Genomic DNA, 17,113 nt, shown 5'->3' on the forward strand with positions numbered 1-17,113 from the left:
GACATAAAAAAACCGGCGATTTCGCCGGTTTTTTTGTATTTTAAAAAGGCATATATTGGCGCAGCAGCACAATCAGCACACCGCCGAAAATACACAGCGGAATAATACCGATACGGAATGCCGCCAGCGTGCAGAGCACCATAGTCAGAAACTCTTTCCATCCTGCATTGAAAGCCGCCGGAGCAACAAGCGTTGTCAGCACCGCCGCAGGCACGGCATTAAGACCGGCCTCAACACGGTAATGCACACGCTCAAACTGTGAAAGAATGAGATGCCCGCCAATACGGGTAATATAGGTCAGCACAGCCGCGCCGAAAATAATCCAAACAGTTGAAGACATTACTGCACGTCCTTCACAGTTTTCACCGGTTCATCATCCAGCGTAATCACGGTTTCACGGCCAGACAGTGGCTTGGCAATCACAACAGCCATGACAATACCGCCGATTGCACCAACGGTGACATGCCACGGCGAGCCGATCCAGAAATAAGCAGCAACGGAAGTCACAGAACTCGCCGCAACAATCGGGAACCAGTTTGTACGGGAGCGAAAGCCCATCACCAGCCCGAGGAAATAGATCGGCAACAGCATATCAAGACCGATGGCTTTCGGATCGCCGATCATCCCGCCGAAAGTCGCACCAATATAGGCTTCAATCACCCATGACAGATAAAGCGGAATGGCCAGCCCCATATACCAGACAAAGGTAATCGGCTTTTTCTGCTCCGCCTGCTTTTCACTTTCCGCATATTGAACATCGGTCAGGAAAAAGAAGGCCACAATCTGCTGCAAAGGCGTGAAATGCTTAATCAGTCGTCCTGTGCCTGCAGAATAGAGCACATGGCGGAAATTCACCGCGAAAATCGACAGCAGGATCATCCATGGTGCAACATGTTTGCCAAACAGCTCCATGCCCACCAGCTGGCTGGCACCGGCAAACAGTGCCGCGCTCATCCAAACCGATTCACTGACATTCAGGCCGTTATCAACGGCAACAACACCAAACAAAATGCCAAAAGGCGCGACCGCCGCCATAACCGGCCCGCCGCGTCTTGCACCATCCCAGAATTGTGCAAGTTTACCTGTCTGGGTACCAGACAGGATTTTTGGATTACATCCATCCATCATCATTACCAGTATTTTTCAAACGCGCCTTAAAGCCCGCGTTTACATTTGAGGAATGGACTAAAGCAGAAAACTACTCTCCGTTCCCACACTGGTTATGAATAGGCTGATGCATAAAACCAATCAAGTGCAGGGCAGACACACCTGCCCTGTCATAAAGGGTAATATTTAATCCCACCAACAAGCGTAAACCACGCATCTTCGTCGATCACCTCAATGCCCAGCTCCGCAGCTTTGGTGAGTTTTGAGCCTGCCCCCGGCCCTGCAACCACCAGATCTGTCTTTTTTGAAACCGAACCCGCTGCTTTTGCGCCATAGCGCTCCGCCATAGTCTTGGCTTCATCGCGCGACATACGCACAAGCGATCCGGTGAAGACAATCGTTTTACCGGCAACTGGTGAGCCGCTCACGATTTCGTGAACTTCATCCAGTGGTGTTACCTCTGCCAGCAATGCATTCAGCACTTCCGTGTTATGCGGCTCCTGATAGAAGTCGACAATCGCTTCAGCAACAATTGTGCCGATGCCTTCCACATCCGTCAGGTCACGCCATGCATCATTGCCCTTGTCGCTCTTATCCTGCGGCACCAGAGCGGCTAGCGCCACTTCTGCCAGCTTGGCATAAGAACCAAAGGCACGAGCGAGTTTCTTGGCATTGACCTCACCGACATGGCGAATCCCAAGCCCGAACAGAAAACGGCTCAGCGCAATCTCCCGCCGCTCATTAATCGCGGCATAGAGTTTCTTCACCGATGTCGTGCCAAAGCCCTCAATATTTTCCAGCTTCTTTAGCGATACAGCCTGTCGTTTTTCCAGCGTGAAAATATCTGCAGGTGTGCGAATTTTTAAACTCTCATCTTCGGCATTGAAGAAGAACTCAACCTGCTTTTCGCCCAAGCCCTCAATGTCAAAAGCATTACGCGAAACGAAATGGCGAATGCGTTCAACTGCCTGCGCCTCGCAGATCAGACCACCGGTGCAACGGCGCACCGCCTCACCTTCTTCGCGCACCGTATGGCTGCCACAGACAGGGCACAGACGCGGGAATTCATAGGCAACGCTCTCCGCAGGGCGTTTATCGGCGACAATATCCACGATCTGCGGAATCACATCACCGGCACGCTGAATTATGACGGTATCGCCGACGCGGATATCACGCCCTTCACGCAACGCATTGCCCTTTTGGTCAAATCCGCGAATATAATCTTCATTATGCAGCGTGGCATTGGTCACCACCACGCCCCCGACTGTAATCGGCTCAAGGCGTGCCACCGGCGTCAGCGCACCGGTACGCCCGACCTGAATATCAATTCCTTTGAGAATGGTGAAAGCACGCTCTGCCGGAAATTTATGCGCAATCGCCCAGCGCGGGCTGCGCGAGATAAAACCAAGGCGCTGCTGCAAAGCCAGATCGTCGATCTTATAGACCACGCCGTCAATATCATAACCGAGCGTGGCACGCTGTTCTTCAATCGCGTGATAGTGAGCAACCAGTTCCGGCACACTCTCAAAACGGCGCATCAGCGGATTGATTGTGAAACCATAGGATTTGAACTTTTCCACCATGCCCATTTGCGTAGTGGCAGGCATTTCACTCACCTCACCCCATGCATAGGCGAAAAAACGCAACACACGGCTGGCGGTGATTTTACTGTCCAGCTGGCGCAGCGACCCTGCTGCTGCATTGCGCGGATTGGCAAAAACCGGTTTACCGTCTTTTTCCTGTTTTTCATTAAGCGCCGCAAAATCGGCATGGCTCATATAGACTTCACCGCGCACTTCCAGCACATCCGGCGCATCGCCTTTCAACACCTGCGGAATATCGGCAATTGTACGCGCATTATTGGTGACATTCTCGCCTACAGAGCCATCGCCGCGTGTCGCAGCACTCACCAGCCGCCCCTGCTCATAACGCAGCGAGAGCGACAGCCCGTCAATCTTCGGCTCTGCGGTAATACCAAGCGGGCTGCCCGGAAAGAGTTTGAGGAAGCGATAAATACGTCCGACAAATTCACCCACATCCTCATCGCTGAAAGCATTATCCAGCGACAACATCGGCACATTATGGGTGATTTTGGAGAATTTCTCGGAAACCGCTGCACCGACTTTCAGCGACGGCGAATCTTCGCGGATCAAATGCGGAAAACGTTGCTCAATTGCCTGATTGCGGCGGCGCAAAGCATCATATTCCGCATCAGAGATTGTCGGTGCATCCTGCGTATTATAGCGGAAATCATGTTCGGCGATGGATTTAGCCAATAAGGCCAGCTCAGCTGCGGCCTGTTCTTCGCTCAAATTTTCAACGCTGATTTCGCTCATCTTCAACCCGTCTCCGTTTACGAATTGAATATAGCACCGATAGTTAAAATCAAATATTCACGGATGATTTTTATGCAGTCAGCGCGCCGTTTTCTCTTAACAATCGCTCTGCGGCAGCACGGGCTTCATCAGTCACACTGGCACCGGCGAGCATACGCGCGATTTCTTCTTGCCGCTCTGCGACTTCCATCGTGCGGATAGAAGTGCGCATCTGCTCGCTCTCCCCTTGCGCCTTGGCGATCAGGAAATGCGTTGTCGCACGGGCGGCAACCTGCGGCGCATGGGTGACAGAAAGCACCTGCACATTGGAAGAAAGACGTGCAAGACGCTGACCGATCGCATCAGCCACTGCACCGCCCACACCGGTATCAATTTCGTCAAATACCAATGTCGGTGCCGAGCCGCGATCAGCAAGCGCAACTTTGAGCGCCAGCAGGAAGCGGGACAACTCACCACCCGAGGCCACTTTCATCATTGGCCCTGCGCGTGTTCCCGGATTGGTTCGTACCCAATATTCAACAATATCAATACCTTCAGCACTGCGGTTTTCCGCATCTGTTTCGATATTGACGATAAATTCTGCACGTTCCAGCTTCAGCGCCGGCAATTCCTGCATCACAGCCTGCGTCAGCGATTGTGCAACCTTTACACGCTCTGCCGACAAAGCAGCCGCTGCCGCGTCATAAATTAGGCGATTTTCCTGAGCCTGCTTCTCCAGCTGCTCCAGCTTTTCCGCACCTGCATCCAGATCCTGCAAATCCGCATCCATCTTGTCGCGCAATGCAGCCAGATTAGCCACCGGTACAGAGAATTTACGCGAAGCTGCACGCAGCGCAAACAGACGCTCTTCTACGGTTTCCAGCACGCGTGGATCAAAATCAATCTCGCGCATTGCCGTATCAATCCCGCTCTGCGCATCGCCGAGACGATCCAGAGCCTCATCAATCGCTTTAATCACCGGCTCCAGCAGATGCGGTGCTTCCGGCATTTTGCGCTCAAGACGGCGCACCAAGGCAGCCAAAGTCGGCACCGGCGATTCATGACCGGACAGCAGATCATTGGCTTCGCTCACATCTGTCGCGATCTTCTCAGACTTCATCATGATAGAGCGCTTTTCAGCCAGCTCGTCTTCTTCGTATTCTTGCGGATTGAGCTTATCAAGCTCTTCAGCCGAGGCGCGCAAATAATCCGCCTCACGCGCTGCGGCTTCCACTTTAGCGCGATGCTTGACCAGAGCACTCTCACTGTCGCGCCATTGCTTATACAAACGACGCAGCTGCAAAGTCTGCCCGTCCAGTCCGCCAAAAGCATCCAGCAATGTGCGATGCAAATCTGTGTCAATCAGCGCACGGTCATCATGCTGGCCGTGGATTTCCACCAGATGACGGCCAAGTTCACGCAGCAAGCCAACGCTTGCCGCCTGATCATTGATGAAAACACGCGAACGGCCGTCACTATTCTGCACACGACGCAGAATAATATCGCCGTCATCATTGATTTCATTATCTTTGAGAAAATTACGGGCGGGATGATTGATGCCGACATCAAACACCGCCGTCACCTGCCCCTGCTCCGCACCATGGCGCACAAGGGAAGCATCGCCTCTGGCACCAAGCGCCAGAGACAAACTGTCGAGCAAAATAGATTTACCCGCACCGGTTTCACCGGTGAGGACAGACAGACCTTTTTGAAACTCGATATCGAGTTTCTCAATCAGGACAATATCGCGGATCGACAGTTGCGCTAGCATGGCTGCCTTTTATAGCATTTTACAGTCAAATGGCCACATTGGGCATCGTATAAATGCGGGGAAACAATAAGGCAGAGCAAGCTGAAATTATCTTGTAATCTCAACTTGCTCTGTTTTCATTAAGCGCCGCCAGTGATGAACGAAGATGCTTTGGAAAGCCACGAACCGGTGTTTTCACGCGGCTCAAGACCACCACCCTGCAAGAGCTTATAGGAATCTTTATACCAAGGGCTGTCCGGGAAGTTCTTACCCAGAACCGCAGCAGCAGTCTGTGCTTCAGAGGTCAGACCCAGAGCAAAATAAGCCTCAGTCAGACGAGCCAGCGCTTCTTCCACCTGACGGGTGTTGGAATATTCCTCAACCACATTGCGGAAACGCTTGATCGCGCCGAGATATTCCTTGCGCTCAAGATAGTAACGGCCGACCTGCATATCCTTACCGGCGAGCTGGTCGCGGGCAAAGCGGATCTTGGTCTTGGCGTCTTCAACATATTCCGATTTCGGGAAGCGATCGACAACTTCCTGCATCGCAGCAATCGCACGGCGGCTTGCCGCCTGATCGCGCGTTACATCCGGAATCTGACGGAAATAGCTCAGGCCGATAATGTAATAGGCATAAGCGGATTCATCCGAAGTCGGGTAAAGCGTGTTGTAGCGCTTAGCCATCGAAATGGCCTCTTCATAATTACCTTTGCGGTAATTGGTGAATGCGGACATCACCAGCGATTTGCGCGCATATTCTGTGTAAGGATGCTGACGGTCAACAGCGGCGAATTTCTTCGACGCTTCGTCCAGACGTCCGGCTTCGAGATTGGCAAGACCTTCATTATAAAGCTTGTCTGCCGGATCAATGCTCTCGACATATTTGGACAGGTCAACATCTTTGTCACCGGAGGCACAACCTGCAAGCGCCATTGTCAGCACGACAGCACTGGTCGCCATAGCCAGCTTGGTCATTTTACGAATTTGAGAACCCTCAGCACCAGTAATATTGGCTGCAGTATCTGGGAATTTAGAAATCGTCATGCTGTCTCCGGTGTTTCGGCAACACAAATCATGGGCAAATCATTCCTGTGTCAGAGGGTTCATAAACCATAGCTGAGAACAATCGGCAATGTTAATACAAGTTTATTCGCACTGCTTCGAGACTGCAATGCCTGCCAGACACGACTTTTTCAACCCGTACAGTCATAAAACAGCAAAATCTCTTACAAACCGCCATCACACTGCATGTGTTCGCGGCTCAATTAAGGCTGACAGAACAGACTCTCAAAGAATCATTGAGTAATTTATCCTGATTATCATTTATAGCTGTGTGCTGTGTTCTTCAGATAACAAAAACTCAGCTTTCCAGCCGATAGTGATCCGGTTTTTCCAGCAATGCCTTTACCAGAAGCGCGTTCAGCTTATGACCGCCGCGATAGGAGCGGAACAGGCCACGAAACGGATGACCTGCCAATGCCAGATCACCAACAGAATCCAGCAATTTGTGACGCACGAATTCGTCCGGATAGTGCAGCCTGTCAGGATTAAGCACCTCACCCTCATCGCCGATAGCAATAGAATTTTCCAGCGACGAGCCAAGCGCCAATCCCATGGAGCGCAGTTTTTCTACATCGCGCATGAAGCCGAAGGTGCGTGCTTTGGCAATTTCACGCTCAAAAACATCCGCATCAAGATCAAAGCTGAAAGACTGGCGGCCGATAGAGGCGACAGGAAAATCAATTTCCACCTCATAGCGGGTACCGTTATGCGGTATAAACTCTGCCCAGTTCTGTCCGTCTTCCACACGCACGGGTTTCAAAATAGTCAGATACTGACGCGGGGCATCCTGCTTCACTAATCCGGCCTTACGGAATGCACTGATAAATTCAGCCGAACCGCCACCGAGGATCGGCACTTCAGGGCCGTCAATTGCAATAGTCAGATTATCAATGCCAAGCGCTGCAATCGCTGCCATCAAATGTTCAATCGTGCTGACACCGAAATCAGCAGAACCGATAGACGTATTCAGCGTTGTCGAACCAAGCGAAGCAGACAATGCAGGAATGCTCTCACGCCGCCCCTCACTATTGTGACGAATAAAAACAATACCGTGGTTCACAGGCGCCGGACTGATATCCAGCGTAACAGGTTTGCCGCCATGCACACCAAATCCCGAGAGCGGGAATGATCCGGCTATTGTTTGCTGCATAGTTTTCATAACAATCCTGTTTCCTGTCTTATCTGCCAGTTCCATATAGGACGCTCAGCCTCAAGGCTCAATCTTGTTTCCCGATAAAACACCAGCCTTAAAACAAAAAAACACCGCGTCCCTGATGAGAACGCGGTGAAATTTAAGCAAAAGGTATTTTATCAGATCAGTTGGCCTGACGGCGCAGGAACGCCGGGATTTCAAGCTGATCATCTTCAGAAGCCATGCGCGGCTGTGCACGACCCTGACTGTCAAGCTGACCGTTGCGCGGTGCGTAGATCGAGGCATCCTGCGACAGCGGACGACGCTGTTCAGGGGCACGAGCCTGCATCGGGGCGGCTGGCATTTCACGTTTCTGAGCCGGTTCCAGACGGGCAGTCGGCTGTTCGTCATCACGGCGGGACAGGCTGGCAGTCAGACGACGCAGCAGACCAAGCGGGCCGCGTTCTTCATGTGCCTGCTGTGCCGGCTGCGGAGCCGGTGCGCGACGGGCATTCATTTCCGCCTGAACAGCCGGAGGAAAGTCCGATACGCTTGGCATACGCGGAGCCTGACGCGGCTGCTGCGGAGCCAGAGCCGGATCCATGTGCTGCTGCGGCTGGAACTGCGGCTGAGGTGCCAGATTATGCGCTGGCTGCTGCATCTGCGGCTGAACCGGAGCCTGCATCTGCGGGCGCGGAGCGGCTGGCTGCTGACGCATTTCCATCATATCCGGTGCAGGTGCCTGAAAAATACGGCTCTGCGGCTGGAAAGCAGCATCATTGGTGGCGGCTGGCGGCGCATAAGAACGCTGCTCACCTTCACCCAGATGCAGAGACTGCTGAGCCGGAGCGGCGTGTTCAACAGGTTTAGCCTGAGCAACAGGCTGCTGAACAGGAGCCTGAGCGGCTGGCTGCGGAGCTGGTTTAGCTACTGGTTTCGCTGGCTGGCGAAATTCCAGCGGCGCAGGCGCCGCGTCTCCGATCTGCTTATCGATTCCGGTAGCAACGACAGAAACACGGATCACACCTTCGAGACCTTCATCGAAGGTCGCGCCGAGAATGATCATAGCATCCTGATCGACTTCTTCACGGATACGGGTAGCAGCTTCGTCAACTTCAAACAGTGTCATGTCACGGCCACCTGTGATCGAGATCAGCAGGCCGCGCGCACCGCGCATGGAGGTTTCATCCAGCAGCGGGTTCGCAATAGCGGCTTCAGCAGCGGCAATCGCACGACCGTCGCCGGAGGCTTCACCGGTGCCCATCATGGCCTTGCCCATTTCGCGCATAACCGAGCGAACGTCAGCAAAGTCAAGATTGATAAGACCTTCTTTAACCATCAGGTCGGTGATGCAGGCAACACCGGAATACAGCACCTGATCGGCCATCGCAAAAGCGTCGGCAAAAGTGGTTTTGTCATTGGCAATACGGAACAGGTTCTGGTTCGGAATGACGATCAGAGTATCGACATTCTTCTGCAGTTCTTCGATACCCATATCAGCCGTTTTCATACGGCGCTGGCCTTCGAAGTGGAAAGGTTTGGTGACAACACCAACGGTCAGAATACCTTTTTCGCGCGCTGCACGGGCAACAACCGGCGCGGCACCGGTACCTGTACCACCGCCCATACCGGCGGTTACAAAGCACATATGTGTGCCGTTCAGGTGATCGATGATTTCATCAATGCACTCTTCAGCGGCTGCGCGGCCGACTTCCGGCTGCGAACCTGCACCCAGACCTTCGGTCACAGCTGCACCCAGCTGAATAATACGTTCAGACTTGGACATAGTCAGAGCCTGGGCGTCGGTATTGGCCACAACAAAATTTACGCCACGCAAACCGGCGTTAATCATGTTGTTGACAGCGTTACCGCCACCCCCGCCCACACCGAAAACGGTGATGCGCGGCTTCAGCTCGGTGATATCCGGCTTTTGCAGATTGATTGTCATCAGTTTCGTTCCTTTTGCCTTTCACCGCTTCGCCGCCGCGGTGCCGTATTCTGATTTATTTTTTGTACGCATACCCCGGAAGGAACCGCGTTTTCATTTTGAAATTATCCGGTCATTTACCATGATTTGGCAAAAAGCCCAGAGTGTAATCGGGTCAGAAATAAAAAATCTCAAACCCTTGTTTCAAAACTGCTTTCCTTCAATTTTACTCCTCAGGAAAGCTGCAGCACCTTCTTACTAAAAACTTGTTTTCAGCCATTGGCCGACCCGTGAGATACGTCCGCCGGAGCCGATAAGACGACCACCGGAGGCAGCACGAACAGACCGTTCTTCAATGCCTGCTACCTGCGGATAAATCAGCAGGCCTACTGTTGCCGAGAATGCCGAACCTTTTGCAGCTTCCGGCAATCCCGCAATTCCTAAAGGGCGCCCGATACGGACATTGCGCGCCAGAATACGGCGGGCAACTTCCGGCATACCGGTCAGCTGGCTTGCGCCACCTGTCAGCACAACACGCTTACCTACAATATGACCAAGTCCCGAAGCATTCAGCCGATCACGAACCAGCTCCAGTGTTTCTTCAACACGGGCACGAATGATACGGGTGAGAACTGAACGCGGATACTGGTTCGGCACATCCCGATCGTCATCGCCGATCGGCGGAACGCTGATAAGGTCACGGTCATCGGCAGCGCTTGGCAGCGCCGAGCCATACATAACCTTGAGCCGTTCAGCATCTTCCATACGGGTGGAGAACCCGCGCGCCACATCCATTGTTACATGCATACCGCCAATGGCAATGGCGTCAGCATGGATAAATTTGCCTTCCGAGAATACGGAAATCGTTGTGGTGCCGCCGCCCATATCAATACAGGCCGCGCCCATTTCCGCTTCATCATCCACCAGAGCCGCCAGACCGCTGGCATAAGGTGTAGCGACAATCGCTTCAACAGAGAGATGGCAGCGATTGATGCACAATTCGAGATTGCGCAAAGGTGCGCTGTCTGCGGTCAGTACATGCATATCAACGCCGAGTGAATCGCCCAGCATTCCCATCGGATCGCGGATACCGCGTTCACTGTCGAGCGTGTAACCAATCGGCAGCGAGTGAACCAGATGACGCTCAGCCTGCAGCGCCTGTTTGGCACCGGCAGCAAGCACACGGCGGATATCGGTTTTCTCTACTTCATGGCCGCCCAGATCAATGCTCGCATTGAAGGTTTCGCTTTTCAGGCGACCGGAAGAAATATTGACGATCAGCGATTCAACGGTCAGACCGGCCATACGTTCAGCCGCATCAACGGCCAGACGGATCGACTGCTCGGCCGCATCCAGATCAATCACCACACCGGATTTAACGCCGCGGGATTTCTGATAGCCGATACCCAGCACATCCATACGATGCGTACGGCCCGGCAGAAACGCGCTTTCATCCCGTGGGCGCAGACGCGCAATCACGCAGGAAACCTTGCTCGATCCGACATCAAGCACAGTCAAAAGTCGCGTGCGGCGACCTGAAGATGCGGAACCGGAAGTGTTTTTTGCAGACCAGATACTCATACGCGCCTACCCGCTGCCTTGGCAGCCTTCGCAGCTTTTTCACGGTCTTTCAGCATTTTCTCACGGCTTTCCATACCGGTCGGTGTGAGCTGTACAGTCACACGGTCATCCAGACGCATGTCGAGGCTGAGAATATCCCGACCAAGAATATTTTTAGTCCGCTGCAGGGTTTCAACCTCTGCCAGAGCACGCTTTACATCCTGCTCAGGCAACAAAACCCGCACACCATTATCAAACAGCAGATCCCAGCGACGGTCAGAAACCCGCGCATAGGCACGCACTTTGGCGGCCAGATCAGGATAGGCTGCGACTGTTTCAATAAAAGCCTTGCCGCGCTTCTGCGCACCTTCGCCCACCACCAGCGGCAGCGAGGCATAACGGGAACCGTTCAGCGGAACGATCGGCTTGCCTTCTTCATCCACCAGCAGCAAATCACGGCCGGACTGCCAGACTGCAAATGCCTTACGCTCCTGCAGAGAAACCACAACCGAGCCCGGATAGACTTTGCGGATTTCAACACCGGCCACCCAAGGCAATGTTTCAATCGCCTGACGTGCCTCATCCGCATTGAAACCGATCAGAGATGTCTCTCCGTCCAGTCCGAGCTTTTCAAGAATATCAATTTCAGAGGTTTCATTATTACCGGCAACGCTCACCTTCTCGATTGCAAAACCGAAAGTTGATGCCGTTGCCTTCACAACCTCATGCGTATGGTTACCAATGACCATACCGTAAATGCCGGTCGCACTCAGAAAACCGATCATGCCGAAAGTGCCCGCATAACGCGGAACATTAACCCCGCCGCCGAACAGGCGCGAGGCAATACGGAAAGGCTTGCGCAGAAAACGCGGAAGAACAAAAGCACCACCGTGCGAAAGTGATGTACGGGACATCATCGCATCACGATTACTTCTGTCAGATCTCGCCTTTATCGCATGCACGAGGCATCCTCCACCATCCAGCTCAACAACTCACCGAATGAATACCCTTCAGCCTTGGCAATATCCGGCACCAGAGAGGTCGGCGTCATACCCGGCTGTGTATTCACTTCAAGCCAGATCAGCTCACCGTCACCGGAGCTGCCCTCATCAAAACGGAAATCGGAACGACTCACGCCGCGACATCCGATTGCCTGATGTGCCTGAAGTGCCATTATTTGTATTTTTTGGTAAATATTTGGTGAAATTTTCGCAGGACATTCATGCCGCGAGCCACCATCTGCATATTTTGAGTCATAATCGTAGAAGGAATGTGCCAGCGGAATGATCTCACACACTCCAAGGGCGCGATCACCCATCACAGCGCAGGTTAATTCACGTCCGGCGACATAGCGCTCGACCATAACCTCGTCGCCGTATTTCCATTCATCCGAACCGAGAATCTGCGGCGGAGCGCTCTGCCCTTCGCGCACGATCACCACACCGAAGCTGGAACCTTCACGCACCGGCTTTACCACATAAGGCGGCTGCATCGGATGCTGATTACCGATATCAAAACGGTTCATCACGCGCGACGGCGCGACAGCCACACCGGCAGCACCGGCAACAAGCTTGGCGCGACCTTTATCCATTGCCAGCGCCGAGGCCAGCACACCGGAATGCGTGTAAGGAATTTGCAGATATTCGAGAATACCCTGAATGGCACCATCCTCACCAAAAGGACCGTGCAATGCGTTAAACGCAACATCAGGCTTCAATTCAGCAAGCACAGCAGCCACATCGCGGCCGACATCAACACGCGTCACACGATAGCCCTGCTCTTCAAGCGCTTTGGCGCAGGCAGCACCCGAGGAAAGACTGACCGGACGCTCCGATGAAAATCCGCCCATCAAGACAGCAACATGTTTACCTGTCATTTTAACCATGTCCCCTCTGCCAGCAACGCTGATACACATAAAACAAAAACTCTGAGCCCGCCGGAGCTGAGCCGCATGTCGAACAGACACGCAAAACACATTAAAAATATTCCCTGGCACGCCGTACAATCAAAAAACTGAACCAAAATTCAGACAATCATACAGCGCTCCGGCGGAAGATTTCCGCAGAACCCCAAGGCAAAATTAACTTGCCGACCCAAATCACTAACGCTTGTTCACTATAAGAATCAGAGAGTTGATTCTATGGCAAGCCCTTACAAAAAATTACGCCTGCAAGATCCGAATCAGATTCGGGTGAAACTACTGATTTATTATGGTTTTTTGATAATTAGTTTGTGCGGAAATTTATTTTAGCAAAATGCAAAGACAGGACTCTTGACAGGGGCAAATCACCCGCAAAACCGCGTAAAACGCCCCTCAAAAACAAATCACCGCTGCCCTCCCAAATCAGAGAAAACAGCGGTGATTTTACAAAACTTCAGCGGCCTTCCCAAAAACAGAACGACCACTGCAAAAGAGTAAAAGATTAATCGAGAAATTCGGTGACTTCGCGCCCTTCGAGGAACTGGCCGAGACGGCGGATTTCCCAATGGAGATTAATACCGGAATTCGCACGCACTTTATTGCGCACAGTCTCGCCCAGCAGCTCCAGATCATAACCGGTGGCATTATCGCCATTAATCATGAAATTGCAGTGCATATTCGACATATGCGCACCGCCGACAGTGAAACCACGGCAACCGGCTTTATCGATCTCTTTCCACGAAGATGTACCTTCAGGATTTTTAAAGGTTGAGCCGCCGGTCTTCTCGCGGATCGGCTGCACAGTCTCACGATGGTTCTGCACTTCATCCATGGCGGCGCGGATTGCAGCCGCTTCGCCACGCGGTCCTTCAAACAGCGCACTGGTGAAAATCAGATCTTTCGGCGCGGAACAATGGCGATAGGCATAGCCCATATCCGCATTACTCAGAATGTGCAGATTGCCTTTACGATCAAGCGCGCGCACTTCGACAACACGCTCACAGGTTTCAACACCATTGGCACCGGCATTCATGCGCAATGCACCGCCGATACCGCCCGGAATACCGTGATAGAAATGGAAACCGGCAATTTCAGCTTCAAGCGCAGCCGCAGCCACACGTTTGTCAGGCGTTGCCGTACCGGCACGCAGTTGCGTATCCGAAACCCGCTCGACCTCACCAAAGCCTTTGGCAGACAAACGCACCACAAAACCCGGAATACCGCCTTCACGCACCAACAGGTTCGAGCCGATACCGACAGTCATCACCGGAATTTCTTCCGGCACATTTTTCAGGAACTCTGCCAGATCATCTTCATCGGCAGGCTGAAACAGAACTTCCGCAGGGCCACCGGCACGAAACCATGTGATCTTATCCATGCCGGAATTTGGTGTCAGACGTCCGCGAATACCGGACAAAGGTTTTTCGAGCTGCTTTAACAGCGCTTCACCATCAAGCTTTACAGCCATTTTCAACCATCTCTCTTAAATCGATCCGGACTTCAAATTTTCCGGATTATAAGCATCGCAATAATTCGGATAAGGTCAGGAGAAAGGCGGCAGGATCAAGGCATTATCCCTGATCCGTACCGGTATTTTTTTAAGTCCGCTACATTTCAGTGTCTGAATCAAAAAGCGGCAGACGCAAGCGAAAATGGTGATTTTAGAGCATCCGAACGGAGCGTACATATTGTACGTGAGTACGGAAGCGGAGAAAATTGCCATTTGCAGCCAAGTCGGGCGACTTTTGGATCAGACACTCAGGCTGCGCTTGTACCACCTAACTGCTTAGGCAATGCGTATGCCCATTGCGTGATATTACCGGCACCGAGGAACACGACAAAATCGCCTTCCTGTGCCAGCGCTTTAATCGCTTCAGGCAAATGCGCAGGATCTTCCAGATAACGTGCATCGCGGTGACCGGCAGTTTTGATCTTGCTGACCAAGGCCTCCGAGGTCACACCCTCAATCGGATCTTCACCGGCGGTATAAACCGGCGCAATCATCACTGTATCCGCATCATTGAAGCAGGTGGAGAAATCGTCGAACAGGCTCGCCAGACGCGTAAAGCGGTGCGGCTGGGCAATCGCAATCACGCGCTTCGGCGCGGCTTCGCGGGCAGCTCTCAGCACAGCTTTGATTTCCACCGGATGGTGGCCGTAATCGTCAAAGATTTCAACGCCGTTCCACGAACCGGTATGGGTGAAGCGACGCTTCACACCACCAAAACCCGACAGACCTTTGCGAATATCATCGGCAGTCAGACCAAGCTCATGCGCCACAGCAATGGCTGCAGTCGCATTGGACACATTGTGACGACCCGGCATCGGCAGACGCAGATCTTTGATCTCAACGACTTCGCCCTTGCGATCACGGATTACGACATCAAACACCGAAACGGCACCATCCATGCGATGATTGGAGAAACGCACATCGGCCTGCGGATTTTCACCATAGGTGATCACGCGACGGTCTTCGATACGGCTGACAAGTGCCTGCACTTCCGGATGATCAAGGCACATAACACCGAAACCATAGAATGGCACATTCTCAACAAACTGACGGAAAGCCGCACGTACATTATCGAACGAGCCGTAATGGTCGAGATGCTCAGGATCAATATTGGTGATAACCGCAATATCCGCAGGTAATTTGAGGAAAGTACCGTCGCTCTCGTCGGCCTCAACCACCATCCACTCACCCTCACCCATACGGGCATTGGTGCCATAGGCATTGATGATACCGCCATTGATAACGGTCGGGTCCAGATGACCGGCTTCCAGAAGGGTAGCAACCATCGAGGTCGTGGTGGTTTTGCCATGGGTACCGCCGATGGCAATTGCCTGACGGAAACGCATCAGCTCGGCCAGCATTTCCGCACGACGCACGATTGGCAGCAGATTTTCCCGCGCTTCAACCAGCTCCGGATTATTCGGACGGATAGCAGTAGAGACAACAACCACATCAGCCTTGCCGATATTTTCAGCTTTATGACCGACAAAAACCTCAATGCCCTTGTCACGCAGACGCTGCACATTGGCGCTGTCAGCCTGATCTGAGCCCTGAACTTTGTAGCCCAGATTATGCAGCACTTCCGCAATGCCGCTCATGCCAATGCCGCCGATCCCGATAAAATGAACCAGACCAATATTCAGAGGCATTTTCATGCGCGTTTTCCTTCTTTGTATTCAGAAACAGACAATCCCGCTGCAATAGCTTCTGCAAGATCAGCAAGCAACCGTGTTGCATCAGGACGACCGGAACTTTTTGCCCGCGCTGCCATATCTGCCAGCCGTTGCGGCTCATTCAGCGCTGCAATCAGGATTTTTGCCAGTTTTTCCGGTTTCAGGTCTGCCTGACGGATAACCTCGCCGCCACCGGCCTTTGCCAGCGCCTCGGCATTGGCGGCCTGATCGTGGTCAAGCGCAAACGGAAACGGCACCAACAGGCTCGGACGGCCAATTGCTGCAATTTCAGAAACCGTGGAAGCGCCGGAACGGGAGAGAACGAAATGCGCCTGCGCCATCATCTCCGGCAGATTGCCAAAGAATGGCGCGACCTGCGCTTTAACGCCGAGCTTTTCATAGGCTTTACGGCAAATCACTTCATCTTCAGGACGCGCCTGCTGAGTGACAAACAGTCGTTCACGCTCATCAATTTCAAGCAGCGCAATAGCTGCAGGCACAACGGTTGAAAAATACTGCGCGCCCTGACTGCCGCCAAACACCAGAAAACGGAACACATCCGGCTCGGTAGAAGGCTTATAGGCAACACCAGTCTGCGCCATAACGCTCGGGCGCACCGGATTACCTGTCTGCACCGTTTTAGCCGCATGAGTGCCGCTCTCGGCCGACAGGAAACCACCGGCAATCGCTGTCACGCGGGCGGACAGGCCTTTATTGGCACGCCCCATCACCGCATTCTGCTCATGAATAATGGTCGGAATATTCATGCGTGATGCCGCATAGAGTGGCGGCAGCGTCGGATAGCCGCCAAAACCGACAACCAGCTTGGGATTCAGACGGCGGAAAAGCTTGCGGCAATCGAGATTACCCTGCCACAGGCTGTAAAATGTCTTCGCCAGTGCAATCGGATTTTTACCGGCAATGGTTGCGGAACGCACGACATGGACATGGTTTTCATCAAAACCGGAAACAAAACGCTGCGCACGTTTATCCGTTACCAGATGTACATCATAACCGTCATTTGTCAGCTCATGCGCGAGCGCTTCAGCAGGGAATAAATGCCCGCCGGTACCGCCCGCCGCCAAAACGATAACACCTTTTGTCATCATCATCCGTTCTGTATTTTTTAACAGGCAGCCCCGAACAATCATTCG

Annotated in this window: 13 protein-coding genes; all 13 read right to left on the minus strand. The window is 52.9% G+C overall.

The features are described from left to right. Positions 1-40: 40 nt before the first annotated feature. The 13 genes from KHQ09_RS12055 to murG all read right to left on the minus strand — a co-directional run bounded on the left by KHQ09_RS12055 (position 41) and on the right by murG (position 17,071). Positions 41-340: an AzlD family protein gene (locus tag KHQ09_RS12055; protein WP_022711379.1), complete on the minus strand. Its 300-nt coding sequence runs from the start codon at positions 338-340 to the stop codon at positions 41-43. Beyond that, complete coding sequence (locus KHQ09_RS12060; RefSeq protein WP_225688488.1) at positions 340-1,128, minus strand: AzlC family ABC transporter permease; 789 nt, start codon at positions 1,126-1,128, stop codon at positions 340-342. The genes KHQ09_RS12055 and KHQ09_RS12060 overlap by 1 nt, the downstream gene beginning before the upstream one ends. A gap of 149 nt (positions 1,129-1,277) precedes the next feature. Further along, a complete protein-coding gene (ligA, locus tag KHQ09_RS12065; protein WP_213598452.1) occupies positions 1,278-3,443 on the minus strand; it encodes an NAD-dependent DNA ligase LigA in 2,166 nt (721 codons plus the stop codon). A 70-nt stretch (positions 3,444-3,513) separates the two neighbouring features. After that, positions 3,514-5,193 (minus strand): DNA repair protein RecN, encoded by a 1,680-nt coding sequence (gene recN, locus KHQ09_RS12070; RefSeq protein ID WP_213598454.1) that lies wholly within the window; start codon positions 5,191-5,193, stop codon positions 3,514-3,516. Positions 5,194-5,312: 119 nt separating this feature from the next. Beyond that, positions 5,313-6,149, minus strand: coding sequence for an outer membrane protein assembly factor BamD (locus KHQ09_RS12075; RefSeq protein ID WP_213599973.1), 837 nt, complete (start codon positions 6,147-6,149; stop codon positions 5,313-5,315). A 385-nt stretch (positions 6,150-6,534) separates the two neighbouring features. Further along, entirely contained in the window at positions 6,535-7,395 is an 861-nt protein-coding gene (lpxC, locus tag KHQ09_RS12080; protein ID WP_213598457.1) for a UDP-3-O-acyl-N-acetylglucosamine deacetylase, read from the minus strand. Positions 7,396-7,552: 157 nt separating this feature from the next. Beyond that, complete coding sequence (gene ftsZ, locus KHQ09_RS12085; protein ID WP_075656143.1) at positions 7,553-9,316, minus strand: cell division protein FtsZ; 1,764 nt, start codon at positions 9,314-9,316, stop codon at positions 7,553-7,555. A 237-nt stretch (positions 9,317-9,553) separates the two neighbouring features. Continuing rightward, a complete protein-coding gene (gene ftsA / locus KHQ09_RS12090; RefSeq protein ID WP_213598459.1) occupies positions 9,554-10,876 on the minus strand; it encodes a cell division protein FtsA in 1,323 nt (440 codons plus the stop codon). Then, the gene (locus tag KHQ09_RS12095) at positions 10,873-11,817 is read right to left on the minus strand and encodes a cell division protein FtsQ/DivIB (RefSeq protein WP_420801446.1); all 945 of its coding nucleotides are present in this window, start codon (positions 11,815-11,817) and stop codon (positions 10,873-10,875) included. The genes ftsA and KHQ09_RS12095 overlap by 4 nt, the downstream gene beginning before the upstream one ends. Next, positions 11,805-12,731 (minus strand): D-alanine--D-alanine ligase, encoded by a 927-nt coding sequence (locus KHQ09_RS12100; RefSeq protein WP_213598463.1) that lies wholly within the window; start codon positions 12,729-12,731, stop codon positions 11,805-11,807. Before KHQ09_RS12100 ends, KHQ09_RS12095 begins: the two co-directional genes overlap by 13 nt. Positions 12,732-13,278: 547 nt before the next feature. Continuing rightward, positions 13,279-14,244, minus strand: coding sequence for a UDP-N-acetylmuramate dehydrogenase (gene murB, locus KHQ09_RS12105; protein WP_213598465.1), 966 nt, complete (start codon positions 14,242-14,244; stop codon positions 13,279-13,281). 290 nt (positions 14,245-14,534) lie between these two features. Further along, positions 14,535-15,941, minus strand: a complete 1,407-nt coding sequence (murC, locus tag KHQ09_RS12110) for a UDP-N-acetylmuramate--L-alanine ligase (protein ID WP_151159847.1) — start codon at positions 15,939-15,941, stop codon at positions 14,535-14,537. Beyond that, the gene (gene murG, locus KHQ09_RS12115; protein ID WP_420801499.1) at positions 15,938-17,071 is read right to left on the minus strand and encodes an undecaprenyldiphospho-muramoylpentapeptide beta-N-acetylglucosaminyltransferase; all 1,134 of its coding nucleotides are present in this window, start codon (positions 17,069-17,071) and stop codon (positions 15,938-15,940) included. Before murG ends, murC begins: the two co-directional genes overlap by 4 nt. Between the last annotated feature and the right edge of the window lie 42 nt (positions 17,072-17,113).

This window comes from Pseudochrobactrum algeriensis, assembly GCF_018436245.1.
In the GTDB taxonomy this organism is placed as follows: Bacteria; Pseudomonadota; Alphaproteobacteria; order Rhizobiales; family Rhizobiaceae; genus Pseudochrobactrum; species Pseudochrobactrum saccharolyticum.

Excerpts from the sequence above, each read along its gene's own strand:
- KHQ09_RS12075 (WP_213599973.1), bottom strand. The coding sequence starts at position 6,149 with ATGACCAAGCTGGCTATGGCGACCAGTGCTGTCGTGCTGACAATGGCG.
- murC (WP_151159847.1), bottom strand. The coding sequence starts at position 15,941 with ATGAAAATGCCTCTGAATATTGGTCTGGTTCATTTTATCGGGATCGGC.
- KHQ09_RS12060 (WP_225688488.1), bottom strand. The coding sequence starts at position 1,128 with ATGATGGATGGATGTAATCCAAAAATCCTGTCTGGTACCCAGACAGGT.
- ligA (WP_213598452.1), bottom strand. The coding sequence starts at position 3,443 with ATGAGCGAAATCAGCGTTGAAAATTTGAGCGAAGAACAGGCCGCAGCT.
- ftsZ (WP_075656143.1), bottom strand. The coding sequence starts at position 9,316 with ATGACAATCAATCTGCAAAAGCCGGATATCACCGAGCTGAAGCCGCGC.
- murB (WP_213598465.1), bottom strand. The coding sequence starts at position 14,244 with ATGGCTGTAAAGCTTGATGGTGAAGCGCTGTTAAAGCAGCTCGAAAAA.
- KHQ09_RS12100 (WP_213598463.1), bottom strand. The coding sequence starts at position 12,731 with ATGACAGGTAAACATGTTGCTGTCTTGATGGGCGGATTTTCATCGGAG.
- recN (WP_213598454.1), bottom strand. The coding sequence starts at position 5,193 with ATGCTAGCGCAACTGTCGATCCGCGATATTGTCCTGATTGAGAAACTC.
- murG (WP_420801499.1), bottom strand. The coding sequence starts at position 17,071 with ATGATGATGACAAAAGGTGTTATCGTTTTGGCGGCGGGCGGTACCGGC.
- KHQ09_RS12055 (WP_022711379.1), bottom strand. The coding sequence starts at position 340 with ATGTCTTCAACTGTTTGGATTATTTTCGGCGCGGCTGTGCTGACCTAT.
- ftsA (WP_213598459.1), bottom strand. The coding sequence starts at position 10,876 with ATGAGTATCTGGTCTGCAAAAAACACTTCCGGTTCCGCATCTTCAGGT.
- lpxC (WP_213598457.1), bottom strand. The coding sequence starts at position 7,395 with ATGAAAACTATGCAGCAAACAATAGCCGGATCATTCCCGCTCTCGGGA.